Annotated in this window: 20 protein-coding genes; 10 read left to right on the forward strand and 10 right to left on the reverse strand. The window is 69.2% G+C overall.

Annotation, left to right across the window (positions count from 1 at the left end; genetic code table 11):
* From BJ972_RS12285 to BJ972_RS12305, 5 genes are all read right to left on the reverse strand, one after another.
* Entirely contained in the window at nt 1-1,146 is a 1,146-nt protein-coding gene (locus tag BJ972_RS12285; RefSeq protein ID WP_129172180.1) for a type III polyketide synthase, read from the reverse strand.
* Nucleotides 1,147-1,210: 64 nt separating this feature from the next.
* A complete protein-coding gene (locus BJ972_RS12290; protein WP_129172179.1) occupies nt 1,211-2,749 on the reverse strand; it encodes a carboxylesterase/lipase family protein in 1,539 nt (512 codons plus the stop codon).
* 31 nt (nt 2,750-2,780) lie between these two features.
* Nucleotides 2,781-3,632, reverse strand: a complete 852-nt coding sequence (locus BJ972_RS12295) for a hypothetical protein (RefSeq protein ID WP_129172178.1) — start codon at nt 3,630-3,632, stop codon at nt 2,781-2,783.
* Complete coding sequence (locus BJ972_RS12300) at nt 3,632-4,768, reverse strand: DNA adenine methylase (protein WP_241830673.1); 1,137 nt, start codon at nt 4,766-4,768, stop codon at nt 3,632-3,634. The genes BJ972_RS12295 and BJ972_RS12300 overlap by 1 nt, the downstream gene beginning before the upstream one ends.
* An 89-nt stretch (nt 4,769-4,857) precedes the next feature.
* Nucleotides 4,858-6,387: an HNH endonuclease signature motif containing protein gene (locus tag BJ972_RS12305; protein WP_129172177.1), complete on the reverse strand. Its 1,530-nt coding sequence runs from the start codon at nt 6,385-6,387 to the stop codon at nt 4,858-4,860.
* Nucleotides 6,388-6,539: 152 nt separating this feature from the next.
* Between BJ972_RS12305 and BJ972_RS12310 the strand changes: the two genes are divergently transcribed.
* Nucleotides 6,540-7,145, forward strand: a complete 606-nt coding sequence (locus tag BJ972_RS12310) for a GNAT family N-acetyltransferase (protein ID WP_241830672.1) — start codon at nt 6,540-6,542, stop codon at nt 7,143-7,145.
* Here the strand turns inward: BJ972_RS12310 and BJ972_RS12315 are convergent.
* Entirely contained in the window at nt 7,112-7,771 is a 660-nt protein-coding gene (locus tag BJ972_RS12315) for a response regulator (protein ID WP_129172176.1), read from the reverse strand. The genes BJ972_RS12310 and BJ972_RS12315 overlap by 34 nt on opposite strands.
* Nucleotides 7,768-8,979: a sensor histidine kinase gene (locus tag BJ972_RS12320; protein WP_129172175.1), complete on the reverse strand. Its 1,212-nt coding sequence runs from the start codon at nt 8,977-8,979 to the stop codon at nt 7,768-7,770. The genes BJ972_RS12315 and BJ972_RS12320 overlap by 4 nt, the downstream gene beginning before the upstream one ends.
* Before the next feature lie 161 nt (nt 8,980-9,140).
* Here BJ972_RS12320 and BJ972_RS12325 point away from each other — a divergent pair, with 161 nt between their 5' ends.
* Nucleotides 9,141-9,839 (forward strand): ABC transporter ATP-binding protein, encoded by a 699-nt coding sequence (locus BJ972_RS12325; protein ID WP_129172174.1) that lies wholly within the window; start codon nt 9,141-9,143, stop codon nt 9,837-9,839.
* Complete coding sequence (locus BJ972_RS12330) at nt 9,836-11,137, forward strand: ABC transporter permease (protein WP_129172173.1); 1,302 nt, start codon at nt 9,836-9,838, stop codon at nt 11,135-11,137. Before BJ972_RS12325 ends, BJ972_RS12330 begins: the two co-directional genes overlap by 4 nt.
* Nucleotides 11,138-11,162: 25 nt before the next feature.
* Here the strand turns inward: BJ972_RS12330 and BJ972_RS12335 are convergent, their stop codons facing one another.
* Complete coding sequence (locus BJ972_RS12335) at nt 11,163-11,576, reverse strand: hypothetical protein (protein WP_129172172.1); 414 nt, start codon at nt 11,574-11,576, stop codon at nt 11,163-11,165.
* Between the two features lie 140 nt (nt 11,577-11,716).
* Here BJ972_RS12335 and BJ972_RS12340 point away from each other — a divergent pair, with 140 nt between their 5' ends.
* The 7 genes from BJ972_RS12340 (at nt 11,717) to BJ972_RS12370 (ending at nt 19,355) form a co-directional block, all read left to right on the forward strand.
* Nucleotides 11,717-12,493, forward strand: a complete 777-nt coding sequence (locus BJ972_RS12340; protein ID WP_129172171.1) for a thioredoxin domain-containing protein — start codon at nt 11,717-11,719, stop codon at nt 12,491-12,493.
* The gene (locus BJ972_RS12345) at nt 12,486-13,061 is read left to right on the forward strand and encodes a vitamin K epoxide reductase family protein (protein WP_129172170.1); all 576 of its coding nucleotides are present in this window, start codon (nt 12,486-12,488) and stop codon (nt 13,059-13,061) included. Before BJ972_RS12340 ends, BJ972_RS12345 begins: the two co-directional genes overlap by 8 nt.
* Before the next feature lie 131 nt (nt 13,062-13,192).
* A complete protein-coding gene (locus BJ972_RS12350; RefSeq protein WP_241830671.1) occupies nt 13,193-14,458 on the forward strand; it encodes an extracellular solute-binding protein in 1,266 nt (421 codons plus the stop codon).
* Between the two features lie 38 nt (nt 14,459-14,496).
* Nucleotides 14,497-15,429: a carbohydrate ABC transporter permease gene (locus BJ972_RS12355; protein ID WP_179419980.1), complete on the forward strand. Its 933-nt coding sequence runs from the start codon at nt 14,497-14,499 to the stop codon at nt 15,427-15,429.
* Nucleotides 15,430-15,437: 8 nt separating this feature from the next.
* Nucleotides 15,438-16,319: a carbohydrate ABC transporter permease gene (locus BJ972_RS12360; RefSeq protein WP_129172168.1), complete on the forward strand. Its 882-nt coding sequence runs from the start codon at nt 15,438-15,440 to the stop codon at nt 16,317-16,319.
* Nucleotides 16,320-16,344: 25 nt separating this feature from the next.
* Nucleotides 16,345-18,216, forward strand: coding sequence for a glycoside hydrolase family 3 protein (locus tag BJ972_RS12365; protein ID WP_129172167.1), 1,872 nt, complete (start codon nt 16,345-16,347; stop codon nt 18,214-18,216).
* Between the two features lie 11 nt (nt 18,217-18,227).
* Nucleotides 18,228-19,355: a LacI family DNA-binding transcriptional regulator gene (locus BJ972_RS12370; RefSeq protein WP_129172166.1), complete on the forward strand. Its 1,128-nt coding sequence runs from the start codon at nt 18,228-18,230 to the stop codon at nt 19,353-19,355.
* 166 nt (nt 19,356-19,521) lie between these two features.
* Here the strand turns inward: BJ972_RS12370 and BJ972_RS12375 are convergent, their stop codons facing one another.
* Both BJ972_RS12375 and BJ972_RS12380 read right to left on the reverse strand, forming a co-directional pair.
* Entirely contained in the window at nt 19,522-19,971 is a 450-nt protein-coding gene (locus BJ972_RS12375) for a hypothetical protein (protein ID WP_129172165.1), read from the reverse strand.
* A 230-nt stretch (nt 19,972-20,201) separates the two neighbouring features.
* Nucleotides 20,202-21,209 (reverse strand): LacI family DNA-binding transcriptional regulator, encoded by a 1,008-nt coding sequence (locus tag BJ972_RS12380; protein ID WP_129172164.1) that lies wholly within the window; start codon nt 21,207-21,209, stop codon nt 20,202-20,204.
* Between the last annotated feature and the right edge of the window lie 228 nt (nt 21,210-21,437).

The following is a 21,437-nucleotide window of genomic DNA, read 5'->3' on the forward strand; positions in this document are numbered from 1 at the left end:
TCAGCCGATGCGGGCCGTCATGAGGCCCGTCTCGACGGTCAGGCCGGGGCCGAACGCCATCGCCGCGACGCGGTCTCCATCGGCGGTCGCGTCGTCGTCGAGGATGTGGCGGATGACGAAGAGCACCGTCGCACTCGACATGTTGCCGAAGTCGCGGAGGGTGTCGCGCGCCGGCACTAGCTGGGCCTCGGTGAGTGCGAGCTTCGCCTCGACCTTGTCGAGGATGCTGCGCCCGCCGGGGTGGATCGCCCAGTGCGCGACGGTGTCACCGATCGTTCCGGCCTCGAGCGCGGCGGACGCACCGTCATCCTCTCGGAAGAGCGGCCGCAGGGCGCCGACGATGTGCTCGTCGATGATGTTGGGCACGTACGTCGACAGCACCATCTCGAAACCGTGGTCGCCGATGTTCCAGGCCATGTCGCCCTCGCCGACGGGCGTGATGACGGTCTCGAAACGATCGAGGTCGAGCGCGCGCTCGCCGGGTGCGAGGGGGCGCTGCGAGACGATGCCGGCGGCGGCGCCGTCGGCGAAGAGCGATGACGCGACGATCGTGTCGGGGTCGTCCGACGAGCGCAGGTGCAGGGTGCAGAGTTCGGCGCTCACGACGAGCACGACGGCGTTCTCGTCGGCGAGGGCGTACTGCCGCGCGGCGCGGAGGGCCGGCATCGAGGCGTAGCAGCCCATGAATCCGAGGTGGTAGCGCTGCACGTCGGGGCGGAGGCCGAGCTCGCGCACGATCATGAAGTCGGGGCCGGGCGCGTAGAAACCGGTGCACGAGACGGTGACGACGTGCGTCACGTCGGAGGCCTCGATGCCGGGGCACGCGTCGACCGCCGCGCGCGCGGCCTCGACGAAGAGCTCGGTCGCGGCCCGCGCGTAGACCTCGTTGCGGGCCTTCGTGCCGGGGGAGAGCAGCTCGCCGCTCGCCTGATCGAAGAACAGCGGCTCGCCCTCGTGCGGCGCGAGAGTGAGTTCTTCGATGACCGTGTGACGCGTCTCGATGCCCGAGACGTTGAAGGATGTCGCGACGATGCGCTGCGCGAGGCGGCTGAGTCCGGGCTGCGCCGCGAAGACGTCACGCACCTCGTCTTGGATGAGCACCGTCGACGGGACGGCGGTCTGGAGGGATCTGAGCGTGACGGTCATGGGTCAGTCTAGGCACGCGGGTGCCCCCGGCCGACAGGGGGTTGACGGCACTCTGTGCAGAACCTCAGCGGAACGCGAGCACCGAATCGCCCCAGCCGCGCCGGAGTGCGGCATCGGGGTCGGCGACGACCTGATCGGCGCGATCGATGACGAGCACCTCGCGCGCGGCGGTGTCGTAGGTCGGCCACGGCAGATCGTCGGTCGAGGGGATGCCGGTGTGCGCGAATGCCGTCCACCGTGAGCGCATGCGCTGCGAGAGCTCTCGACCCTCGCGACGACCGCCGAGCTTGAAGGTCGGGTCCTTCGGGCCGCCGTCGAGGTTGCCCCAGACGTACGGGAGCTCGGTGCCGTGCGCCGCGCCGAGACCGATGAGGCTCAGGGCCCGGGTCGTGAAGTCGAAGCGGTACAGGTAGGTCGGTGCGACGGCCGAGTGCCCCTCGGCGAGCCAGACGGTGGGCATACGGAAGCCGATGTCGGTCGCGATCCCGAGGCCGAGCACGCGGCTGCGGACGCCTTCGTATGCTCCGAGCACCTGCGCGCGCGTGGGCAGGTCGAGGTCGGGGTTCTCGGAGGCGAGGTTCTCGAGCATCGTCGTGATGGCCGGGCCCGTGATGGGCATGAGCGGCGACTTCATGAATTTGAAGAGCGTCGCCTCGTCGCGGTTCGTGCCGATGATGAGGGGCACGGCGAGGCCGCGCCCGTTGCGGATGGCCTCGACCGGATGCTCGGGGAGGAGGTCTCCGTCGACGACGGGCGCGAACGCGAGGTTGCCGGGCGCGTCGGAGGGCACATCCGCGTACACCTCCGTGCCGGCATCCACGATGGTGTCGACGTCGAGGGAGCGGAGCGTTGCCACGTCGCTCGCGGCGACTCCGACGGTGGACAGGAATCGCTCGGCGACCAGGCGCGCGCGATTCGAGTCGTAGATCGACGTCGCCGGCGAACTCTCGATGATCGCGCGGTGGAAGAGTCCGCTCGCGCTCGGTGTCGCGAGGAGCGCGGTGGTGAGTCCGCCGCCCGCAGACTCGCCGAACACGGTGACGTTGGCGGGGTCGCCGCCGAACGCCGCCGCGTTCTGCTGCACCCATTCGAGGGCGAGCAGCACATCGCGCAGGGCGAGGTTCGAGTCGAAGGTCGACTCGTCGCTCGAGAAGGAGCTGAGATCGAGGAAGCCGAGGGCGCCGAGCCGGTAGTTCACGGTCACGACGAGGACGTCGCCCTCGGTGACGAGGTGCGTCGCGTCGAACATCCGTTGGCTGCTCGAGCCGAAGGTGTAGGCGCCGCCGTGCAGCCAGACCATGACGGGTCGCCCGGGCGCGGCGTCGGAGGCCTTCCAGACGTTCAGCAAGAGGCAGTCCTCGTCGATGACGGCGCCGGGGCCGAGCTGCATCGCGGGGCTGCGCTGCTGCGGTGCGACGGGACCGAACGCCGCAGCGTCGATGGCGTCGGCGGGTGCCGATGCGGCGACGGGGGCGCGCCAGCGCAGGTCACCCGTCGGGGCCTGGGCGTAGCGCATGCCCTTCCACACCGCGACCGTGCCGTCGTCGCGGCCGCGGAAGCGCCCTGATGTCGTGTCGGCGAGAACGGGACGCAGTGTCGTCATCGGTGTGCCCTTGTCGTTCAGTCGGCGTCGTTCAGTCGGCCGCTCGTGTGCCGAGACCGCGGAGATGTGCGACCTCGGCGAGATCGGTGCGGAATCGGTCGAGGGTCGAGAGCGTGTACATGCCGTCGATCTGGCGGCTCTCCCACAGCGAGTGGATGCGCTTGAGGTCGGCCTGCCGGCTCTTCCAGCCGATGCCGTCGATCACGGCGATGACCACCTGGCGCGGCAGCCGCACATCGGCCATCTCCTCGATCTCGCGCACCGCGTCGGTGAGCTTCGAGCCCGTCGAGTCGAACCCCTTCGCGGCGACGACGATCTCGGCGTCGCGCCCGCTCGGGATGACGAGGTCGCACGGCGCCAGCCGATTGTGCCGGCCGTGGAACTTGGTGCGCGTCTCGCACTCGAGCCCGAGGTCGCGCGCGATGGCCTCGATCTCGTCTTCGAGTCGTCGGCCGGACACCCCGGCGCGGATCGCCGAGGTGCGCGTGCCGGCGCGGGCGACGAGGAGGTCGCCGAAGTCGTAGGTGCGCGACCGCTGCTGCTCGAGCATCGCCACGAGGGCGAAGGTGTCGTCGAGGTAGTCGATGAGGCCCGCCGGGTCGGCGCGGGCGAGCGACACCCAACCCGAACTGCCGAGCGCGTGACGCAGTTGGTTCTTCAGTCGCTCCTGCGAGAGGCCGACGGCGAGGCCGAGGGCGGGAACCCACTCGGGAGACGCGGTGATCCACGCGGTGAGTGCCGGGCGGTCGACCACGGGCAGGGCGGCGAGGCTGGCCGCGGCCGACTTCAGGCTCGCGGTCGCCGGAGACGCGGCGAGCGGATCGACGTGGGGGGTCATCTGGCCGAGGGATGCGACGTACTCGTCGAACGTGGGGATCGGCATCAGTCGCGACCGATGAAGACGTACTCGGAGACGGCGGTGCGCGTCGCAGTGGCGTGCGTGCCGAAGCTGTACGTGTGCGTGAACTCGCGCACCTCGACGTGCTTCTTCACCTGCCCGAGCAACTCGGCGATGCGCTCGCGGCCCGGCACGGCGTTCGAGGAGTAGGAGAGCACGATCGCGCCCGAGTCGCGGAACTGGTCGAACGTGCGCGCGAGGGCGTCGTCGATCGTGCGCTTGTAGGCGAAGGGCGTGAACTTCTTGGCGATCTTCTTGGTCTTCGTCTCCTCCATGATGACCTGGCCGCGCCAGTACACCGAGAGGCCCTCGAGGAAGTGGTACCGCTTCATGTAGTCGGCGTCGTCGCGCGGGGGAGCGTAGGGCGGGTCGAGGTAGACGATGTCGTACTCGTCGGCAGGCAGATCGGCGACGTCGCCCGTGACGGCTCGGCTCGAGCGACCGTTGTCGAACACGGTCGCGTTGTAGTCGGCGACGCGCTCGCGGAAGTGGTCGGCCATGGACAGGTGCAGGTCGCGGCGGCCGTCGTCGTAGCGCGTGCCCGTGAAGGTGAAGACGCCGCGGGGCTGCTTGCGCGCCGCGGAGAGGACGAGCGCCGAGATCGCGACGTCGCGTTGGAAGCCGTCGAGGCGATCTATGTGCGACCACGCCGAATCGAGGAACCGGCGGTCGGCGGCGCTCAGGAAGATGCCGTCGAACTTCTGCTGGATGAAGTCGCGGTCGTCGGCCGCCGGGCCGCAGATCGTCTCGACGAGGTCGTCGCCGAGCGTCGTCGTCGAGTTCGCGACCGTGGCACGAGCGATGACCGTGGGGAATGTCAGGAAGTCGTTGCTCGTCACCTCGAAACCGCGTGCCTTGAGGAGGTACGAGACGACGCCCGAGCCGCTGAACGCGTCGAGCGCTCGGGTGCCGCCGATCTCGTGGAAGACCTCGTTGAGCGCGGGGACGAGCTTGTACTTCGAGCCCATGTAGCGCAGACGCGGGAAGCGCGCGACCTGAGCGGGGGTCTCGGGGCCGGGGGTCTCGGGGCCGGGGGTCGCGGGGATGGGGGAGGTCGCGACGGGTCTCGCGGGAGCGACCGTCGACTGCGCACCGGAGCGGGGCGCGAGGTCGAGGGGCATGGAGAACAGTCTGCATGATGCCTCCGACAGCGGTGCGCGGGCGCGCGCGGGGAGGAGTGGGGTGAAGGAGTCAGCGCTCGCCGCAGTGCCTAGAAGGGTGGGGGATCGGTATCGCTGGTGTAGCCGGTGGGGCTGGTCCAGCGCCGGCGGGGTGGTTTCGGGTCGAGGGTGAGGTTCTCGTCGGGCCAGTCGTGGGTGGCGCGGTCCGAGTCGGGTCCGTCTGAGGGCGCGCTTGAGGTGAGGAGGTGCTCGAGAGTTGCTCGAACGTCGGCGCTCTTCGTCGATTCGGGTGGCTGTTCGGGTCTCTGCTCTGATGTCTTCTCGGGTCGGAGAAGGGTGACGTGTTTCAGCTTGTGCTCGGGTGGGCAGAGTGGTGCGAGGTTGTCGATGTCGGTTCTTCCGCCGTGGGCCCAGTCGTGGATGTGGTCGACATCTCCGGTGGCGGCGAGGCTGTTGCATCCGGGTCTGGAGCAGCGTTGGTAGGTGAGGGTGAGCCAGTCGCGTTGTGCCTGTGATGGTCGGTACTGCGTGCGGTCGAGGTAGAGCGGTTCGGCCGTGATGGGGTCGACGATGAGGCGTCGGAATGCGGTCGCGGTGTCGAAGATGTGGCGGGCGGTCTCGGTGCTGATGGGGCCGTATCCGTCGATGGTGGCGACGTCGAGCCAGGGGTGCGCGGGGAGAGCTGATGCGGTGGGGTGATCGGTCGGGGTCGAGGTCGAGGTCGAAGTCGAGGTGGATGCGACACGTGTGTCACGGACGGGCTTCTCCAGGAGTCCCGCGATGAGCGGAACCGTGACGAGCACGCGCGTCTGCACCGCGGTAGAGGTTCCGGCGCCGGTGAGCCAGTCGGAAAGCTGGTCGGCACGCAGTTGATCACGAGTGCGGGTCTCGCCCGACGCCCGGGAGGCTTGCTTGGCGGTCGCATTCAAGCGGGCACGGATCTTGGCCCCGTCGAGGGCCGGGATGAGGGCGTGGAGCCACATCATCCCCTCCGGTGCATCCTCGAAGACGACCCGCCGTTCGGTGAGCGCACGCCGGTGGCGTTCGGCGAGGGTCGCAGCACTGAGACGGTCCCGGAGCCGCTTCGCCCGAGACCGGAACGATGCGACGGTGACGCGTCCGGCGATTCCGGCGAGTTCGGTATCGAACCGGGCGACGGCGTCGTGATCGTCCCACCCGGTGATGGCTTCGACGGCGGCACGCACGATCGGGTACGACGTGGCCCCGTCGAGGAACTCGAGCCACAGCTTCGGCAGTCGCGCCGCGAGCGTGTGGGCCTCGGACGCTTCGTTCAACACGGTCGCCGTTGGAATGAGCAACCGCATCGACAGCTCGGTCGCCGCGGCACGCACGGCCCAGTCACGCGCTTCGGCACGCGACATGAGTTCGGGCAAGACGTAGATGTGGGGATTCTCCCTGGCCATCCGAATCGCCCGCCCGATCGAAGCCAGACGACGTGCGGCAATGCGGTTCGTCTCGAACGCGAACTGCTCCGCATCGGTCATGACCATGTCGAGCAGCTCGGCCTGCGAGATCGTCACGCCCCGCGGGCCAGCAGGCTCGAGCGCACCATCAGCACCCTCGGGCATACCGCCCGCCCCACCCGTCGAATCGATCACATTAGAAGACTAGTTCGAACCACTGACATCCGCTCGCCCCGAGGACAAGCCTGGGGATAACTCGCCGCCTGCGCACAAAAACCTCCTCTCATCAGCACCAAAGAGTGACACCGCTTTACCCGGTTATCCACACCCGCCCTACACTCGACCACGTGACCTTCGCCGACAAGCCGACTCTGCACGGAGCATCCGTCACCCTGCGCCCCTTCACTCCGCGCGACATCGAAGCGATGGGGGCGGTGCTCGCCGACCCCGAGGTCATCCGCCTCACGGGCTCGGCGAACTCGACGGCCGACACCCTCGGCACGAGCCCCGAACTCGACCAGAAGGCGCGCGACTGGTACTCCTCGCGCGCGGACCAGACCGACCGCCTCGACCTCGCCGTGATCGATCGCGCGACCGACGAGTGCGTCGGCGAGGTCGTGCTGAACGACTGGTCGTCCGACGACGAGTCGTGCAACTTCCGGGTGCTCATCGGCCCGCGCGGTCGCGGCCGCGGACTCGGCACCGAGGCGACCTCGCTGCTCCTCGACCACGCCTTCTCGACGCTGCCGCTCCACCGCATCGAGCTCGAGGTCTTCGCCTTCAACCCCCGCGCCCGACACGTCTACGAGCGCAGCGGATTCGTCGTCGAGGGCACTCGCCGTGACGCCTTCGTCTTCGACGGCGAGCGCATCGATGCGATCGTCATGTCGATTCTCCGTCCGGAGTGGGAGGCGCGTTCTCACGCCCCGGGCGCGAGCAGCCCGCTCTCGTAGGCGAGGATCACGAGTTGCGCGCGATCGTGCGCGTAGAGCTTCGACATGATGCGGTTGACGTGCGTCTTCGCCGTGTGCGGCGAGATCACGAGGTCGTCGGCGATCTCCTGATTCGACCGCCCGCGCGCGACGAGCAGCAGCACCTCGCGCTCGCGATCGGTGAGCATCGCGAGCTCCGGAGGCGTCGGCAGCGACGACGCCGGCTGCAGGAACTTCGAGATGAGGGCGCGCGTCGCCGTGGGGGAGAGCAGCGCATCGCCCGCGTGCACCGACCGCACGGCACGGGCGATCTCGTCGGGTTCAGCGCCCTTGCCGATGAAGCCGCTCGCCCCGGCTCGGAGCGCCGCGACGAGGTACTCGTCCTCCTCGAACGTCGTGAGGATCAGCACGCGCGTCTCGGACAGGTCGGGATCGGCGCAGATCGCGGCCGTCGCCTCGATGCCGTCGACCTCCGGCATGCGGATGTCCATGAGCACGATGTCGGGCCGCAGCGACGTCGCGAGGGCGATCGCCTCGCGTCCGTTGACGGCCTCACCGACGACCGAGATGCCCGATTCGTGCGTGAGGATCTCACTCACCGCCTGTCGGATGAGCGACTGGTCGTCGACCACGAGCACGGTCGTCATGGGTTCTCCCGGCGGGTATCGAGGGCGGATGACGCGAGCGGCAGTGTCGCCGCGAGCCGATAGCCGCCCGGGGTGAGGCCCGTCTCGATCGAGCCCCGCACGGAGGCGACGCGCTCCCGCAGGCCGAGCAGGCCGTGACCGCTGCGCGCCTCGGCGGCGTTCAGTCGCGCGGCAGCGGGCAGCACGGGGTTCGAGACGACGACGAGCGCGGCGTCGTCGCCGACATCCACGAGCACATGTGCGCGCGCCTCGGCGCCGTGCTTGTGGGCGTTCGTGAGCCCCTCCTGGATGACGCGATACGCGACGAGACCGCTCGCCCCGTCGAGTCGCCCGATGTCGCCGTCGACGCGGACGTTGACGGTGAGACCCGCGTCGCCGAACTGCCGGACCAGGTCGTCGAGCCGGTCGAGGCCCGGTTGCGGAGATCGCGGCCGCTCGCCGTCATCCGTCTCGGCTCGCAGCACCTCGAGGAGGTCGCCGATCTCGCCGAGCACCGTGCGCGCCGCCGAGCGGATCGTCGCGAGCGCCGCTCGAGCCTGCTCGGGTCGAGCGTCGACGGCCGACGACGCGACCCCGGCGTTCAGGCTGATCACCGCGATCTGATGCGCGACGGCGTCGTGCAGATCGCGCGCGATGCGCAACCGCTCGTCGGTCACGCGGCGCTTCGCCTCCGCCTCGCGGGTCTCCTCGGCGCGCACCGCACGTTCGGTGATCGCGACGATGTACTCGCGGCGTGAGCGTGTCGCATCGCCGGCCGCAGAGGCGAAGGCGATGACGACCGCGAACTGGAACGTGCGCGGGTCGAAGACGGCCCCGATCGTCGCGAGCAGGCTGAGCACGAGCACCGCGACGACCGCCGAACTCGCGACGATAAGGGTCACGCGCCGCGTCGATCGGTTCGCGACGCCGAACATCGCGATGGCCGTCGCGAGCACGATGCCCGGCGAGAGGATGACGCAGGCCGCGGCGATCCCGTAGAGCACGAGGCAGATCGCGAGCACGGGGATCGGCCAGCGACGGCGGAAGGGGAGGATCACGGCCGGGGCCGCCACGAGGAGGATCTCGGCGAGACCCTCGGCGTGGAACTCCGCCTCGGGGAACGGCACGATCGCCGCGACGATGATGAGCGCAGCCGCGACGAGGTCGCCGATCCACGGCGCGAACCGCGGGTGCGGGTGGGCGGGATTCGCCATCGGATCGGCGTTCATGACACCAGTCTGCGGTGAGCCGCGCTCCGACGCGTCACCCCCACGCGGCATACGCCGTACCGCGGACGCGGTATCGAGGTGCCACCCCGGGGGTGACGCGGTCACGGGCTCGGGCGGCGAGGGTGGAAACGTCCCCCCGTCATCCCGTCTCAGGAGCTCCCATGAACGCCCCGATCATCTCGGTCAAGGACGTGCGCAAGTCGTACGGCCGCGGCCCCAACCGCTTCGACGCCCTGAAGGGAGTGAGCTTCGACATCTTCGAGGGCGAGAGCGTCGCGATCGTCGGCAAGAGCGGTTCGGGCAAGTCGACCCTCATGCACGTGCTCGCCCTGCTCGACGCCCCCACGAGCGGCTCGATCGAGCTCGAAGGCGTCGACACGACGACGCTCACCGGAGCGCGCCTCAACCGCACCCGCAACAAGACGTTCGGGTTCGTCTTCCAGCAGTTCTTCCTCACTGCGAACACGTCGGTGCTCGAGAACGTGATCCTGCCGCTCAAGATCGCCGGTGTGGGCCGCGCCGAGCGCAAGCGCCGCGGCCACGCCGCCCTCGAGCAGCTCGAACTCGACGACAAGGCGTCGAACAAGGCGCTCAACCTCTCGGGAGGTCAGAAGCAGCGCACGGTCATCGCGCGCGCCCTCGTCAACAACCCGCGCATCATCTTCGCCGACGAGCCCACGGGCAACCTCGACTCGGCGACGGGAGCGGTCGTCGAAGACATCCTCTTCGGTCTCAACCGCGAGAACGGCATCACGCTCATCGTCGTCACGCACGACGACGAACTGGCCGCGCGCTGCGACCGGCGACTCGTCATCCGCGACGGACTCCTCGTCGACACGACGGCGGAGGTGGCCGCATGAGGACCTCCGACCTCGTCGGCTCGGCCGTCGCCAACACCTTCCGCTCGAAGACGCGCACGATCCTGACGATCCTCGCGATCTTCGTCGGCGCCTTCACGCTCGCCCTGACGAGCGGCCTCGGCACCGGCATCAACCGGTACATCGACGACACCGTCACGTCGATCGGCGCCGAGGACGTCATGACCGTCACCGTGACATCCGACTCCCCGCTCGGTGTCAGCAGCGGACCGACCGAGTACAACCCCGACGCCGTCGCGAGCGGGCAGCCCGGCCCTCCCGGGGCGACGGTCGTCGCCATCACCCCCGACGACCTCGACACGATCGCCGCGATCGACGGTGTGCTCGACGTGCAGCCCACGAAGACGATCTCGCCCGACTACGTCGTGGCCGGCGACGGCACGAAGTTCGTCGCGAGCGTCGGCAACCTCGTCGCGGGTCAGACCCTGCAGCTCGCCGAGGGCGCCGCCCCCGACGACTCCTCGAGCGAGCTCGAGGTCGCCCTGCCCGTCTCGTTCGTCGAACCGCTCGGGTTCGCGGATGACGCGGCGGCGATCGGGCAGGCCGTCACGATCGCGATCACGGATGCCGATCGGGTGCAGCACCTCATCGAGGCGACCGTCGTGGGCGTCGTCGACACGAGCATCGCCGCGCCGACCGGAGCGAGCCTCGTGCCGAACCGCGCGCTGACGGACGAGCTGTACACGACCCAGTCGAGCGGGCTCGCGGCCGCCGAGCAGGAGCGCTACGCGACGGCGAGCGTGTGGTTCGACCCTGACGCGAGCGACGAGGAGATCGCGGCGCTCAAGGACCGACTGGCCGACGCCGGGTTCACGGGCACGACGGTCGCCGATCAGCTCGGTGCCTTCACGACGATCATCGACGCGATCGTGCTCGTGCTGAACGCGTTCGCGGTCATCGCCCTGCTCGCGGCGAGCTTCGGCATCGTCAACACCCTCTTCATGTCGGTGCAGGAGCGCACCCGCGAGATCGGTCTCATGAAGGCCATGGGCATGGGCAGCGGCAAGGTCTTCGGGCTCTTCAGCCTCGAGGCGGTGTTCATCGGCTTCCTCGGCAGCGCGATCGGCGTCGTGCTCGCGATCCTCGCGGGAACGGGCATCAGCTCGGCGCTCTCGGGCGCGCTGCTCGCTGACCTGCCGGGTCTCACGCTCATCGCGTTCGATCCGTTGTCGATCGCGACGATCATCCTCGTCGTCATGGGCATCGCGTTCCTCGCCGGAACGTTGCCCGCGGCACGGGCCGCGAAGGCCGACCCCGTGGAGTCGCTGCGCTACGAGTAGGGACGAACTCGACGGGCGGCGCAGATCACCGAAGCGTGTAGACGTTCTCGGAGATCTGCGTCGCCCCGCTCGGGATGGGGTGGTTGTCGGGGACGAGGGAGTACTGACCCGACCGAGTTCCTGTCGTCATCGGGCCTGTCGCTCCGCAGCCGGCGCCCCACTTCTCGGTTCCGTCCTCTTGCTCGCCTGGATCGATGAGAATGCAGTGCAGATCGGGTTCTCCCCTGAGCACATAGAGCCGGTTGCCGTTGTGCTCTCCGACGAAGCGGGCGCTGTCCGGGTCCATATCGTCGCCGAAATCGACGAGTACCGCCTCGCGGATCACGTCGTCGGCCGTCGCCTCGCGATCGAGCACCGCGAAGCCCTCACCGCCGACGCACCCCGTGAGCATCAGCAGACTGCCCGCGAGAAGCCCGCCGAGCACGGTCGATCGAAGCACCCCATGTCGTTTCCCCATCACTCCACCGTGTCACAGCGCGCGGCGGCGCGATAGCCTCGCGATTTTTCACGTCGTCCGGCCCGACCGGCGATGCGCCCTCCGATCTAGCCTCGTGACGTTCGCGTAGCTCGGAGGGCCTCATGACGACGAAGGACCGCACACGTACTGAGGCGATCCGACGCCGCGCGAACGAGGAACGACGCCGAGACGAGGCTCTGAGAAGGCGACGGCGCCTTCTCGTACAGATCGGTGTCGTGGTCGGCGGTGCGCTCATCGTCGTGGGCGGGGTGCTCGCCGTCACGGGTCTGTCCAGCCAGGCGCGTGAGGCGAGCACACCGTCGATCCGGACGACGGTCACGGTCGCGGGCACAGCGGCCGTGCCGTTCGTCGTCGAGGGTTCGACGGTGCGCATCGGCGAGCCCGACGCGCCTGTCGAGCTCTCGATCTACGAGGACTTCTCGTGCCTGCACTGCCAAGACCTCGACGCAGCAATCGAGCCCGTGCTCCCCGAGCTGATCGCGAGCGGCGACGTCGCCGTCGAGTACCACCCGATGCGCGTCGTCACGAACTTCGGCACGCGCGCCGGCAGTGCGGCGACGTGCGTCGCCGTCGGTTCGCCCGAGAACTGGATGACGGTGCACGCGGCGCTCTTCGCAGCCCATGACGCCGCCTCCGACGCGTGGTCGTACTCCGACCTGCGCGGGTTCGTCGCCGATCTCGGCGTCACCGACGAGGCGACGCTCGACTGCATCGAGTCGGGTCGGTACGCGCCCTGGATCGAGCAGAACACCCGCGTCGCGGCGGCGGAGGGCGTCACCGCGACACCGACCCTGCTCGTGAACGGCGAAGCGTCCGACATCCGTTCGGCGGAGGCGCTCACCGCAGCCGTCGAGGCGATCCTCGCGACGGATGACTGAGGCGCGCGCCGCGCGCGGCGGCTGGACGTTCGTCGTCTGCGGCGTCGCGGGCCTCGTCGCATCGTTCGTACTCGTCGTCGACCTCCTGCGGCTGCTGCGCGACCCCGACACCGTGCTCGCGTGCGACATCGGACCGTTCATCGCGTGCGGACCCGTCATGACGTCGCCCGCGTCGAGCGTGCTCGGCGTGCCCAACGCGCTCATCGGTGTCGTCGCGTTCACCGTGATCCTCACGCTGGGCGTGCTCCTCGTCTCGCGCGTCCGACTGCCCGCATGGGTCTGGCGGGCGCTCGCCGGAGGCATGGTGCTCGCCGCCGTCGCGATCACGGGGATGCAGGTCCAGAGCATCGTCGTCATCGGCACGCTGTGCGCGTGGTGCATGCTCGTGTGGGCCGTGACGATCCTGCTCGTCGTGACGGTGCTCGGCGAAGCGCTGGGCGGGCAGGACGCCCTCGGCGCGAGCGGTCGGAGGGTCGGGCGCTTCATCGCCCGCAATCGAGCGGTGATCGTCGTGCTCTGGTACCTCGCCATCGCCGGCGCGATCGTCGCCGTGATCGCTCCCTTCTGAACGACACACTTGCCTGCGCGCCCGGCGCGTGTGATACTCGAGCCGTCACGTTCTTATGCGCATAAGTTATGCGCATAAGACACACAGCACAGCGGTTCCGCCCCCGCGGAGCCGAGTTCGAGGAGGAACTCGTGAAGAACACCACCCGTCTCGGCGTGGTCGCCGGCCTAGTCGCCGTGACCCTCGCCCTCACCGGCTGCGGCCGGGCCGACGACACCGGCGAGGGCCCCGCGGCTGCGGGAACCATCGGTGACGGCCCCGCCACCGGAACGCTCACCATGTGGGCCATGGGAACCGAAGGCGAGCTCCTGCCCGACTTCGTCGCCGCCTTCGAAGAGGCCAACCCCGACGTCTCGATCGAAGTCACCGCGATACCGTGGGATGCCGCGTACAACAAGTTCCAGACGGCGATCGCCGCGGGCAACACCCCCGACATCGCCATGGTCGGTTCGACGTGGATGGCCGACTTCACCGATGCGTTCAGCACGGTGCCGACCGACCTCGACACGAGCGACTTCTTCCCCGGCTCGATGAGCACCAACGAGGTCGGCGACCGCGTCGCCGGTGTGCCGTGGTACGTCGACACCCGCGTGCTCTACTACCGCACCGACCTCGCCGCGCAGGCCGGCTGGGACAAGGCCCCCGAGACGTGGGACGAGCTGAAGCAGCTCGCCGCCGACTACCAGTCGAAGGCCGGAGCCGACTTCGGTATGCGTCTGCCCGCCGGCAACGACTCGTTCCAGGGCACGCTCTGGATGCCGTGGTCGAACGGCGCCGAGCTCACCGACGGTGACGCCTGGACCCTCGACACCCCCGAGATGGTCGAAGCGTACGAGTACTACCAGAGCTTCTTCACCGAGGGGCTCTCGGACCCCGACGCCGACGTGTCGGCCGGAGCCCAGGAAGCCGCGTTCGTCGACGGCAGCACGCCGATGCTCATCGACGGACCGTTCATGCGCAGCCAGCTCGCGACGCTCGGTGGCGACGGCTTCGACGAGAAGTACGCGACGGCCGTCATCCCCGCGAAGGAATCGTCCGTCTCGTTCAGCGGCGGCGCGAACCTCGTCGTTTTCAACAACGGCGACAACCAGACCTCGGCGTGGAAGCTCGCGCAGTGGCTCAGCCAGCCCGAGACCCAGGTCGACTGGTACGAAGCTTCCGGCGACCTGCCCTCGGCGCAGTCGGCGTGGAAGGACCCGTCCATCGCGGATGACGCGAGCCTGACGACCTTCGGAACCCAGCTCGAGACCGCGAAGGCCACGCCCGTGACCACGACGTGGGTTCAGGTGGGCGCCGCCGCCGACCAGGCGCTCGAACTGCTGCGCCGCGGACAGGCCACGGTCGAGGAGGCCCTCGCCGACCTCCAGGCCAAGGCGGACTCCATCGGAATGGGCTGATCGTGGCCCTTCCCGCACTGAGTGAGGTCGGGGCGCGCGTGCGCCCCGGCCCCGCCGGCCGGCCCTCGAACGGCCGACGCTCCACGGGCCCGTCGAGCCAGAAGCGACGACAGGCACTCATCGCGTGGGGCTTCTGCCTTCCGTTCGTCATCGTGTTCGGAATCTTCATGGTCGTGCCGCTCGTCGGCTCGTTCGCGATGTCGTTCACGGACTTCACCGCCCGCGACATCCCCTCGCCCTTCTCGGTGAACTTCACCGGGCTCGAGCAGTACGGCGCCCTCTTCAGCGACCCGCGCTTCGTGAAGTCGCTCGGCGTCACCGCGATCTTCGTCGTCGTCGGCATCCCCGTCACGATGGCCGTCGCGCTCGGTCTCGCCCTCGCGCTCAACATGAGCAAGGGCAAGTTCGTCTCGTTCCTGCGCGTCGGCTTCTACGCGCCCGTCGTCACGAGCATCGTCGCCGTGGCCGTCGTCTGGCGCTACATCCTGCAGCCCGAGGGGCTGCTCAACAGCGCACTCGCCGTCGTCGGCATCGACGGGCCCAACTGGCTCAACGACCCGAGCTGGGCGCTGCCGTCGCTCATCATGATGGCGGTCTGGCGGAACGTCGGAACCCTCATGGTCATCTTCCTGGCCGGCCTCCAGGCCGTACCCGAGGAGGTGCAGGAGGCCGCCGTCATGGACGGCGCGAGCCCGTTCCGACGCCTGCGCTCGGTGACGCTGCCGCTCCTCCGCCCCACACTCCTGCTCGGCGCCATCCTCATCTCGGTCGGCTACCTGCAGTTCTTCGAGGAGGCCTTCGTCATGACGAAGGGCGGCCCGCTCGACTCGACCCTCTCGGTCGCCTATTACACGTACCAGCAGTTCGGCTTCGGCGAGTACGGTCTCGCCTCCGCCGCCAGCTACGTCCTGTTCCTCGCGATCGCGCTGATCAGCCTCCTGCAGTTCCGACTGCTGCGCTCGAAGGACTGAGGAGAACCATGTCATCGACCACCGCCGTGCGCCCCGCCACGGGTACGCCTCCGACGACCCGGCGTCCGCGCCGTCGCCTGTCGGGCCGCGCGCTCTCGTTCATCATCCTCACCATCGGCCTCCTCGTCTGGCTCGTGCCGTTCGCCTGGATGGCCCTCGGCTCCGTCAAGACGCAGAGCGAGATCCTGCAGCGACCGCCGACGTGGTGGCCCGAGAACCCGACGGGCGACAACTTCGCCCAGTGGTTCGGGCCGCTCGACTTCGGCACGTTCTTCACGAACAGCCTCGTCGTCGCCGTCGTCACGGTGCTCGGCAACCTGATCTTCTGCTCGATGGTCGGGTACGCCCTCGCGAAGATGGAGTTCCCCGGCAAGAAGATCCTCTTCGCCGTCGTCATGATCACGCTCATGGTGCCCGGCGTCGTGACCTTCGTGCCGCTCTTCGTCATGGTCTCGAAGCTCGGCCTCGTCAACAGCTACGCCGCGCTCATCCTGCCGTTCATCACGGCGCCCCTCGGCGTCTTCCTCATGAGGCAGTTCATGCTCGGCATCCCCGAGGCGCTCATCGAAGCCGCGCGCATCGACGGGGCGAGTGAACTGCGCATCTTCGCCCGCGTCGTCATGCCGCTCTGCGGACCGCCGCTCGCGACCCTCGCGATCCTCACGTTCCTCACCTCATGGAACAACTTCCTCTGGCCGCTCGTCTCGGCGCAGACCGAGTCGATGTACACGCTGCCGGTCGCCCTGTCGCTGTACTCGACGGGCCAGAACGCGACGAACTACGGCCTGCTCCTCGCGGGCTCCGTGCTCGTCATCACGCCGATCCTCGCCCTGTTCGTGGTGCTCCAGCGCTACTTCATCCAGGGCATCGCCACCGCGGGCCTCAAGTAGTCCGCCGCAACTCCGAGAGACACGTATGACTCGCTCCTTCCTGACCGCGCCCGACGGCACGACGTTCCGCGACCTGAACGGCAACGGCGTGCTCGACCCGTACGAAGACCCGCGCCTGTCGCCCGAGGAACGCACCGACGACCTGCTCGGCCGGTTGAGCCTCGAGGAGAAGGTGGGTCTGATGTTCCAGACCGTCATCGAGGTGGGGGATGACGGTGAGCTGCTCGAGGCACCGGGACGCATCTCGAAGTCGGCCACGACCGAGGTCGTCGTGGGCAAGAACATGTCGCACTTCAACGTGCACCACATCCAGACGGCCCGCCAGGCCGCCGAGTGGAACAACAACCTGCAGGAGCTCGCCGAGTCGACGCCGCACGGGATTCCCGTGACGATCAGCACCGACCCCCGGCACGCGTTCGTCGAGAACTCGGGCGTCGCGTTCTCGGCGGGCCCGTTCTCGCAGTGGCCCGAGCCGATGGGGCTCGCCGCGATCGACGACGTCGACGCGATCCGAGCTTTCGCCGACATCGCGCGGCAGGAATATGTCGCCGTCGGCATACGCGCGGCGCTGCACCCGCAGATCGACCTCGCGACCGAGCCGCGGTGGGGCCGTCAGGCGCAGTCGCTCGGCCACGACGCCGACCGTGTCGCCGAGTTCACGGCCGCCTATCTCGAGGGGTTCCAGGGCGACGTGCTCGGGGCGACGAGCGTCGCGTGCACGACGAAGCACTTCCCCGGTGGCGGTCCGCAGAAGGACGGCGAGGACGCGCACTTCCCGTACGGCCGCGAGCAGGTCTACCCCGCGGGCATGTTCGACTACCACCTGCGCCCCTTCGAGGAGGCGATCCGCCGCGGCACCGCGGCGATCATGCCGTACTACGGCATGCCCGTCGGCCTCGAGCGCGACGGTGAAGCGATCGAGGAGGTCGGCTTCGGCTACAACCGCCAGATCATCACCGACCTGCTGCGCGGCGAACTCGGCTACGACGGCGTCGTCGTCACCGACTGGGAGCTCGTCAACGACAACCACGTCGGCGACCAGGTACTCCCGGCCCGGGCGTGGGGCGTTGAGTCGCTCACGCCGCCCGAGCGCATGGAGAAGATCCTGCACGCGGGAGCCGATCAGTTCGGCGGTGAGGAGTGCGTCGACATCCTCCTCGATCTCGTCGCGGAGGGGCGCGTGACCGAGGAGCGCATCGACGAGTCCGCCCGCCGCATCCTGCTCGTGAAGTTCCAGCTCGGGCTCTTCGACGACCCGTACGTCGACGTCGATGCCGCCGAGGCGCTCGTCGGTCGGGCCGACTTCCGTGAGCAGGGCCACCGCGCGCAGGCCGAGTCGATCACGATCCTCGAGAACGTCGAGCGCGACGGCGTGCCGACCCTGCCGCTCTTCGCGGGGCCCGAGAAGGTCGCGATCTACAGCGAGAACGTCGGCGCTGATGCGCTCGCGGCCTGGGGCACGAGCGTCACCGACCCGGCCGACGCCGACGTCGCGATCGTGCGCCTCGGCGCGCCCTTCGAACCGCGTGACGACCTCTTCCTCGAGGCGTGGTTCCACCAGGGGTCTCTCGAGTTCCCGCCCGGTCTCGTGCACCGGCTGCTGCGCATCGCCGACCACTGCCCGCTCGTCGTCGTCGTGAACCTCGACCGGCCCGCGATCATGACGCCGCTCGTGCCGTTCGTGTCGGCGCTCGCCGTCGACTACGGCAGCTCGGACGCGGCTCTGCTCGATGCGCTCGCCGGAGTCATCCCCCCTCGCGGCAGCCTGCCCGTCGAGATCCCCCGCTCGATGGACGCCGTACGTGCGTCGCGCGAGGATGCGCCGTCCGATACCGAGAACCCCGTGTACCCGTTGCACTACGGCCTCAGCCTGCACGGCCCGGCCGCCCTGCGTTAGGCTCGGCGGCTATGACTGCTCGACGCCCGACGGTGTACGACGTCGCGGAACGCGCGAAGGTATCGATCGCGACCGTGTCGTTCGCCTTCACGCGGCCCGACCAGATCAGCGCGACGACCCGCGAGCGTGTACTCGGCATCGCGCGCGAGATCGGATACATGCCGAGCGCATCGGCCCGTGGCCTTGCGCGTGGCAAGACGGGCGCGCTCGGATTGCACTCGTTCGACCTGCTCATCGAGCGGCCGCAGACACGCGAACCCGTCGACCCCGTCGGCGAGGCGGGCGGCGCGGCGCCCGACCCCGGTGCATCGTTCGTGCCGTGGGATGACGCGGGCGACGAGTTCCTCGCCGACCCCCGGGCCTTCCCGCTCTACGTCGACGAGGTGCAGCGCGGATTCGAGCTCGAATGCCGCGCCAACGGGCGGCCGATCATGCTCTCGAGCGGAAGCGGTACGACGACGTCGGTCGCCGAGTCGGCCGGCCGTGTCGACGGTCTCGCGATCTTCCCCGGGCCATCGGCCGCGACGACCCTCGCGCAGGTCTCGCTTAAGATGCCCATCGTGCTCTTCAGCACCCCGCCCGGCGAAGACGGCCACCACCGCGTGCTCGCCGACAACGCCGGTGGCATGCGCGAGCTCGTCACGCACCTCGTGACCGACCACGGCATCACGAGCCTCGGCTTCGTCGGCGCCCTGCGCGTCGCCGACTACCGCGAGCGCTTCGAGGCGTTCCGCGAGACGCTCACCGACCTGGGCGTCGCCGCGCCCGACGAACCCCTCGACGACAGCCTCCTCGGTGAGGACCTCGGGTACACCGCCGTCATCGAGGCGTTGCGGGCGGGAACGCTGCCGCGCGCGCTCGTGTGCGCGAGCGACCAGCTCGCCCTTCCGCTGCTCGATCTGTTCGCCGCCGAGGGTGTGCGCGTGCCCGACGACGTCGTGGTCACGGGCTTCGACGGGATCTTCGCGGGCCGCCTGTCGACGCCGTCGCTCACGACCGTGCGTCAGCCCATGGAGGCCATGGGTCGCACCGCCGCGCGACTGCTCATGGACTCGTCGCGCTCGCCCTCGGCCGAGCCCGCCGTCGTGCGCCTCGGCACCAAGCTCGTCGTGCGCGCGAGCTGCGGCTGCGCGGCGTAGGCGCGCGGCATCCCCTCGCCCTCTCTTTCTCACACCCGCACCCTCACGCAGGAGTGCCGTTCGCGCGCCCGAGTGCCGATCGTGCGGCACTCGCGCGCAGCACCGGCACTCCTGCGGAGTGGGGATGTCGGGAGTGGGGGATGGAACGGCGACTTCGTGTGCTTCGTCACCACCATGCGAGCGACAGCGTGACCCCCACTGCTCCGATGATCGACATCGCGAGGCAGGTGGCGATGAGTGTGGCGCGTGAAGCGCGTTCAAGACGCGGGATGAGTGCGCCGCTGACGACGGCGACGGACACCCCCACCCAGGCGTACACCCCCGGCAGGAGTGCCTCTGCAGGAAGGAGCGCCTCAAGGGTAAAGCCGGTCACGCCGATGAGAGGTCCGAGCAAGCCGCGGATGACGTAGGCCGCTACCGTGCCCACTCTCTGATGCCGGGCGAGAATCAGACCGAGGGGGAGGCCGAGCACGAGGAGCAGTGGAAATGCGACTATCCCGGCGTATCCGAAGATCGTCGGAAAGGCTCTGCCGAACATCGGCAGAAGGGCCAAGGACAGGGGCAGGCAACCGATTGCGATGGCCACGAGGTAGCCGGCGCAGGTCGAGAGAATCACCGTCGAGGTCGACGGCCCTGTGTGATGACGTACTGGTGTGTCGATGCTTGCCCCCCCTCGTAAGCGCTTCCATTATGCAGCGAGCACGTCGGAGTGCCGTTCGCGCGCCCGAGTGCCGGTCGGGCGGCACTCGCGCGCAGCACCGGCACTCCTGCGGGGTGGGGATGTCGGGAGTGAGGGGGTGTCGGGAGTGAGGGGGTGTCGGGAGTGGGGGATGACGCGGGCGGGTGTTACCCGGGCCGGCGCTCGCCCGTTCCTCGCTCGATGAGCCACGTAGGCAGGACGAGTTCACGCGTGAAGCCCGTGGGGTCGGAGATGCGTTCGAGGGCGAGTTCGGCGGCCTGACGGCCGAGTTCGACGGGGTCGTAGCTCACGACGGTGACGCCGATGACGTCGGCCGTGTCGAAGTCGTCGAAGCCGACGAGCGCGGTCGTCTCGTCGCGTCGGGCTCGGAGGGCCCGGAGCGCTCCGATCGTCATCCGGTTGTTGCCCGAGACGATCGCGGTCGGCGGCTCGCTCTCGCCGAGGAGGCGATCGACGGTCGTGCTCGGCGGCACGGTGCGGTCGTCCTCGAGTCTCTCGAGCGCGGACGTGTCGCTGATGCCGGCCTCGGCCATGGCTGCGCGGTAGCCGCCGACGCGCTCGGCCTGCGTGTAGACGGATGCCGGATTGCAGACGTACCCGATGCGGCGGTGTCCATGGTCGAGCAGGTGCCGGGTCGCACGGTAGGCGCCCTCGCGATTGGCGAGCACGACCGAGTCGGCGACGAGGTTCTGCGCGGGGCGGTCGAGCGCGATGACGGGCGTACCGAGCTGGCGCTCGCCCTCGAGGTACGACTGGTCGCCGGCGACGGGGATGAGCAGCAGCACGCCGACGCGCTGGGCGAGCAGGGCGTCGGCGACGCGCTCCTCGGCGGCGGGGGAGTCGTCGGTCGTCGCGACGACGAGGCTCATGCCGCGCGCGGCGAGCGTGCGCTCGATGCCCGAGGCGACCTTGTAGTAGAACGGGTTGCTCAGCTCGCCCATGATGAAGCCCGCGGCGTTCGTCGCGCCTCCGCGGCGGAGGCTTCGGGCGACCGTGTTGGGCCGGAAGCGCAGGCGTGTGGCGGCCGAGAGCACGCGCTTGACGGTGTCGGGGGCGACCTTGTCGCGCATCGTGAAGACGCGCGAGACGGTCTTCGCGCTCACCCCGGCGAGGCGCGCGACGTCGTCGAGGGTCGCGCGTTGCTGGATCGTCATGGCGGACTCCTCTCGATCGATGTGGGCCCCGATGAGGGTCAAGTATGCACGTTCGCGAGCGAAGTCTGTCAATGACCACGTGGGACATGAAATGTCTCGGAGTGGACATCGGGCACACTTCACGGTGCACAAATGCCCGATCACACCGATTTATCGGCGGGCAGAACGAGCGTGACACGCGAGACAGCGCTGACAAACACCTATTGCTAAAGCGCTATAGCTGTGTGT

The organism is Agromyces atrinae, assembly GCF_013407835.1.
GTDB lineage: Bacteria > Actinomycetota > Actinomycetes > Actinomycetales > Microbacteriaceae > Agromyces > Agromyces atrinae.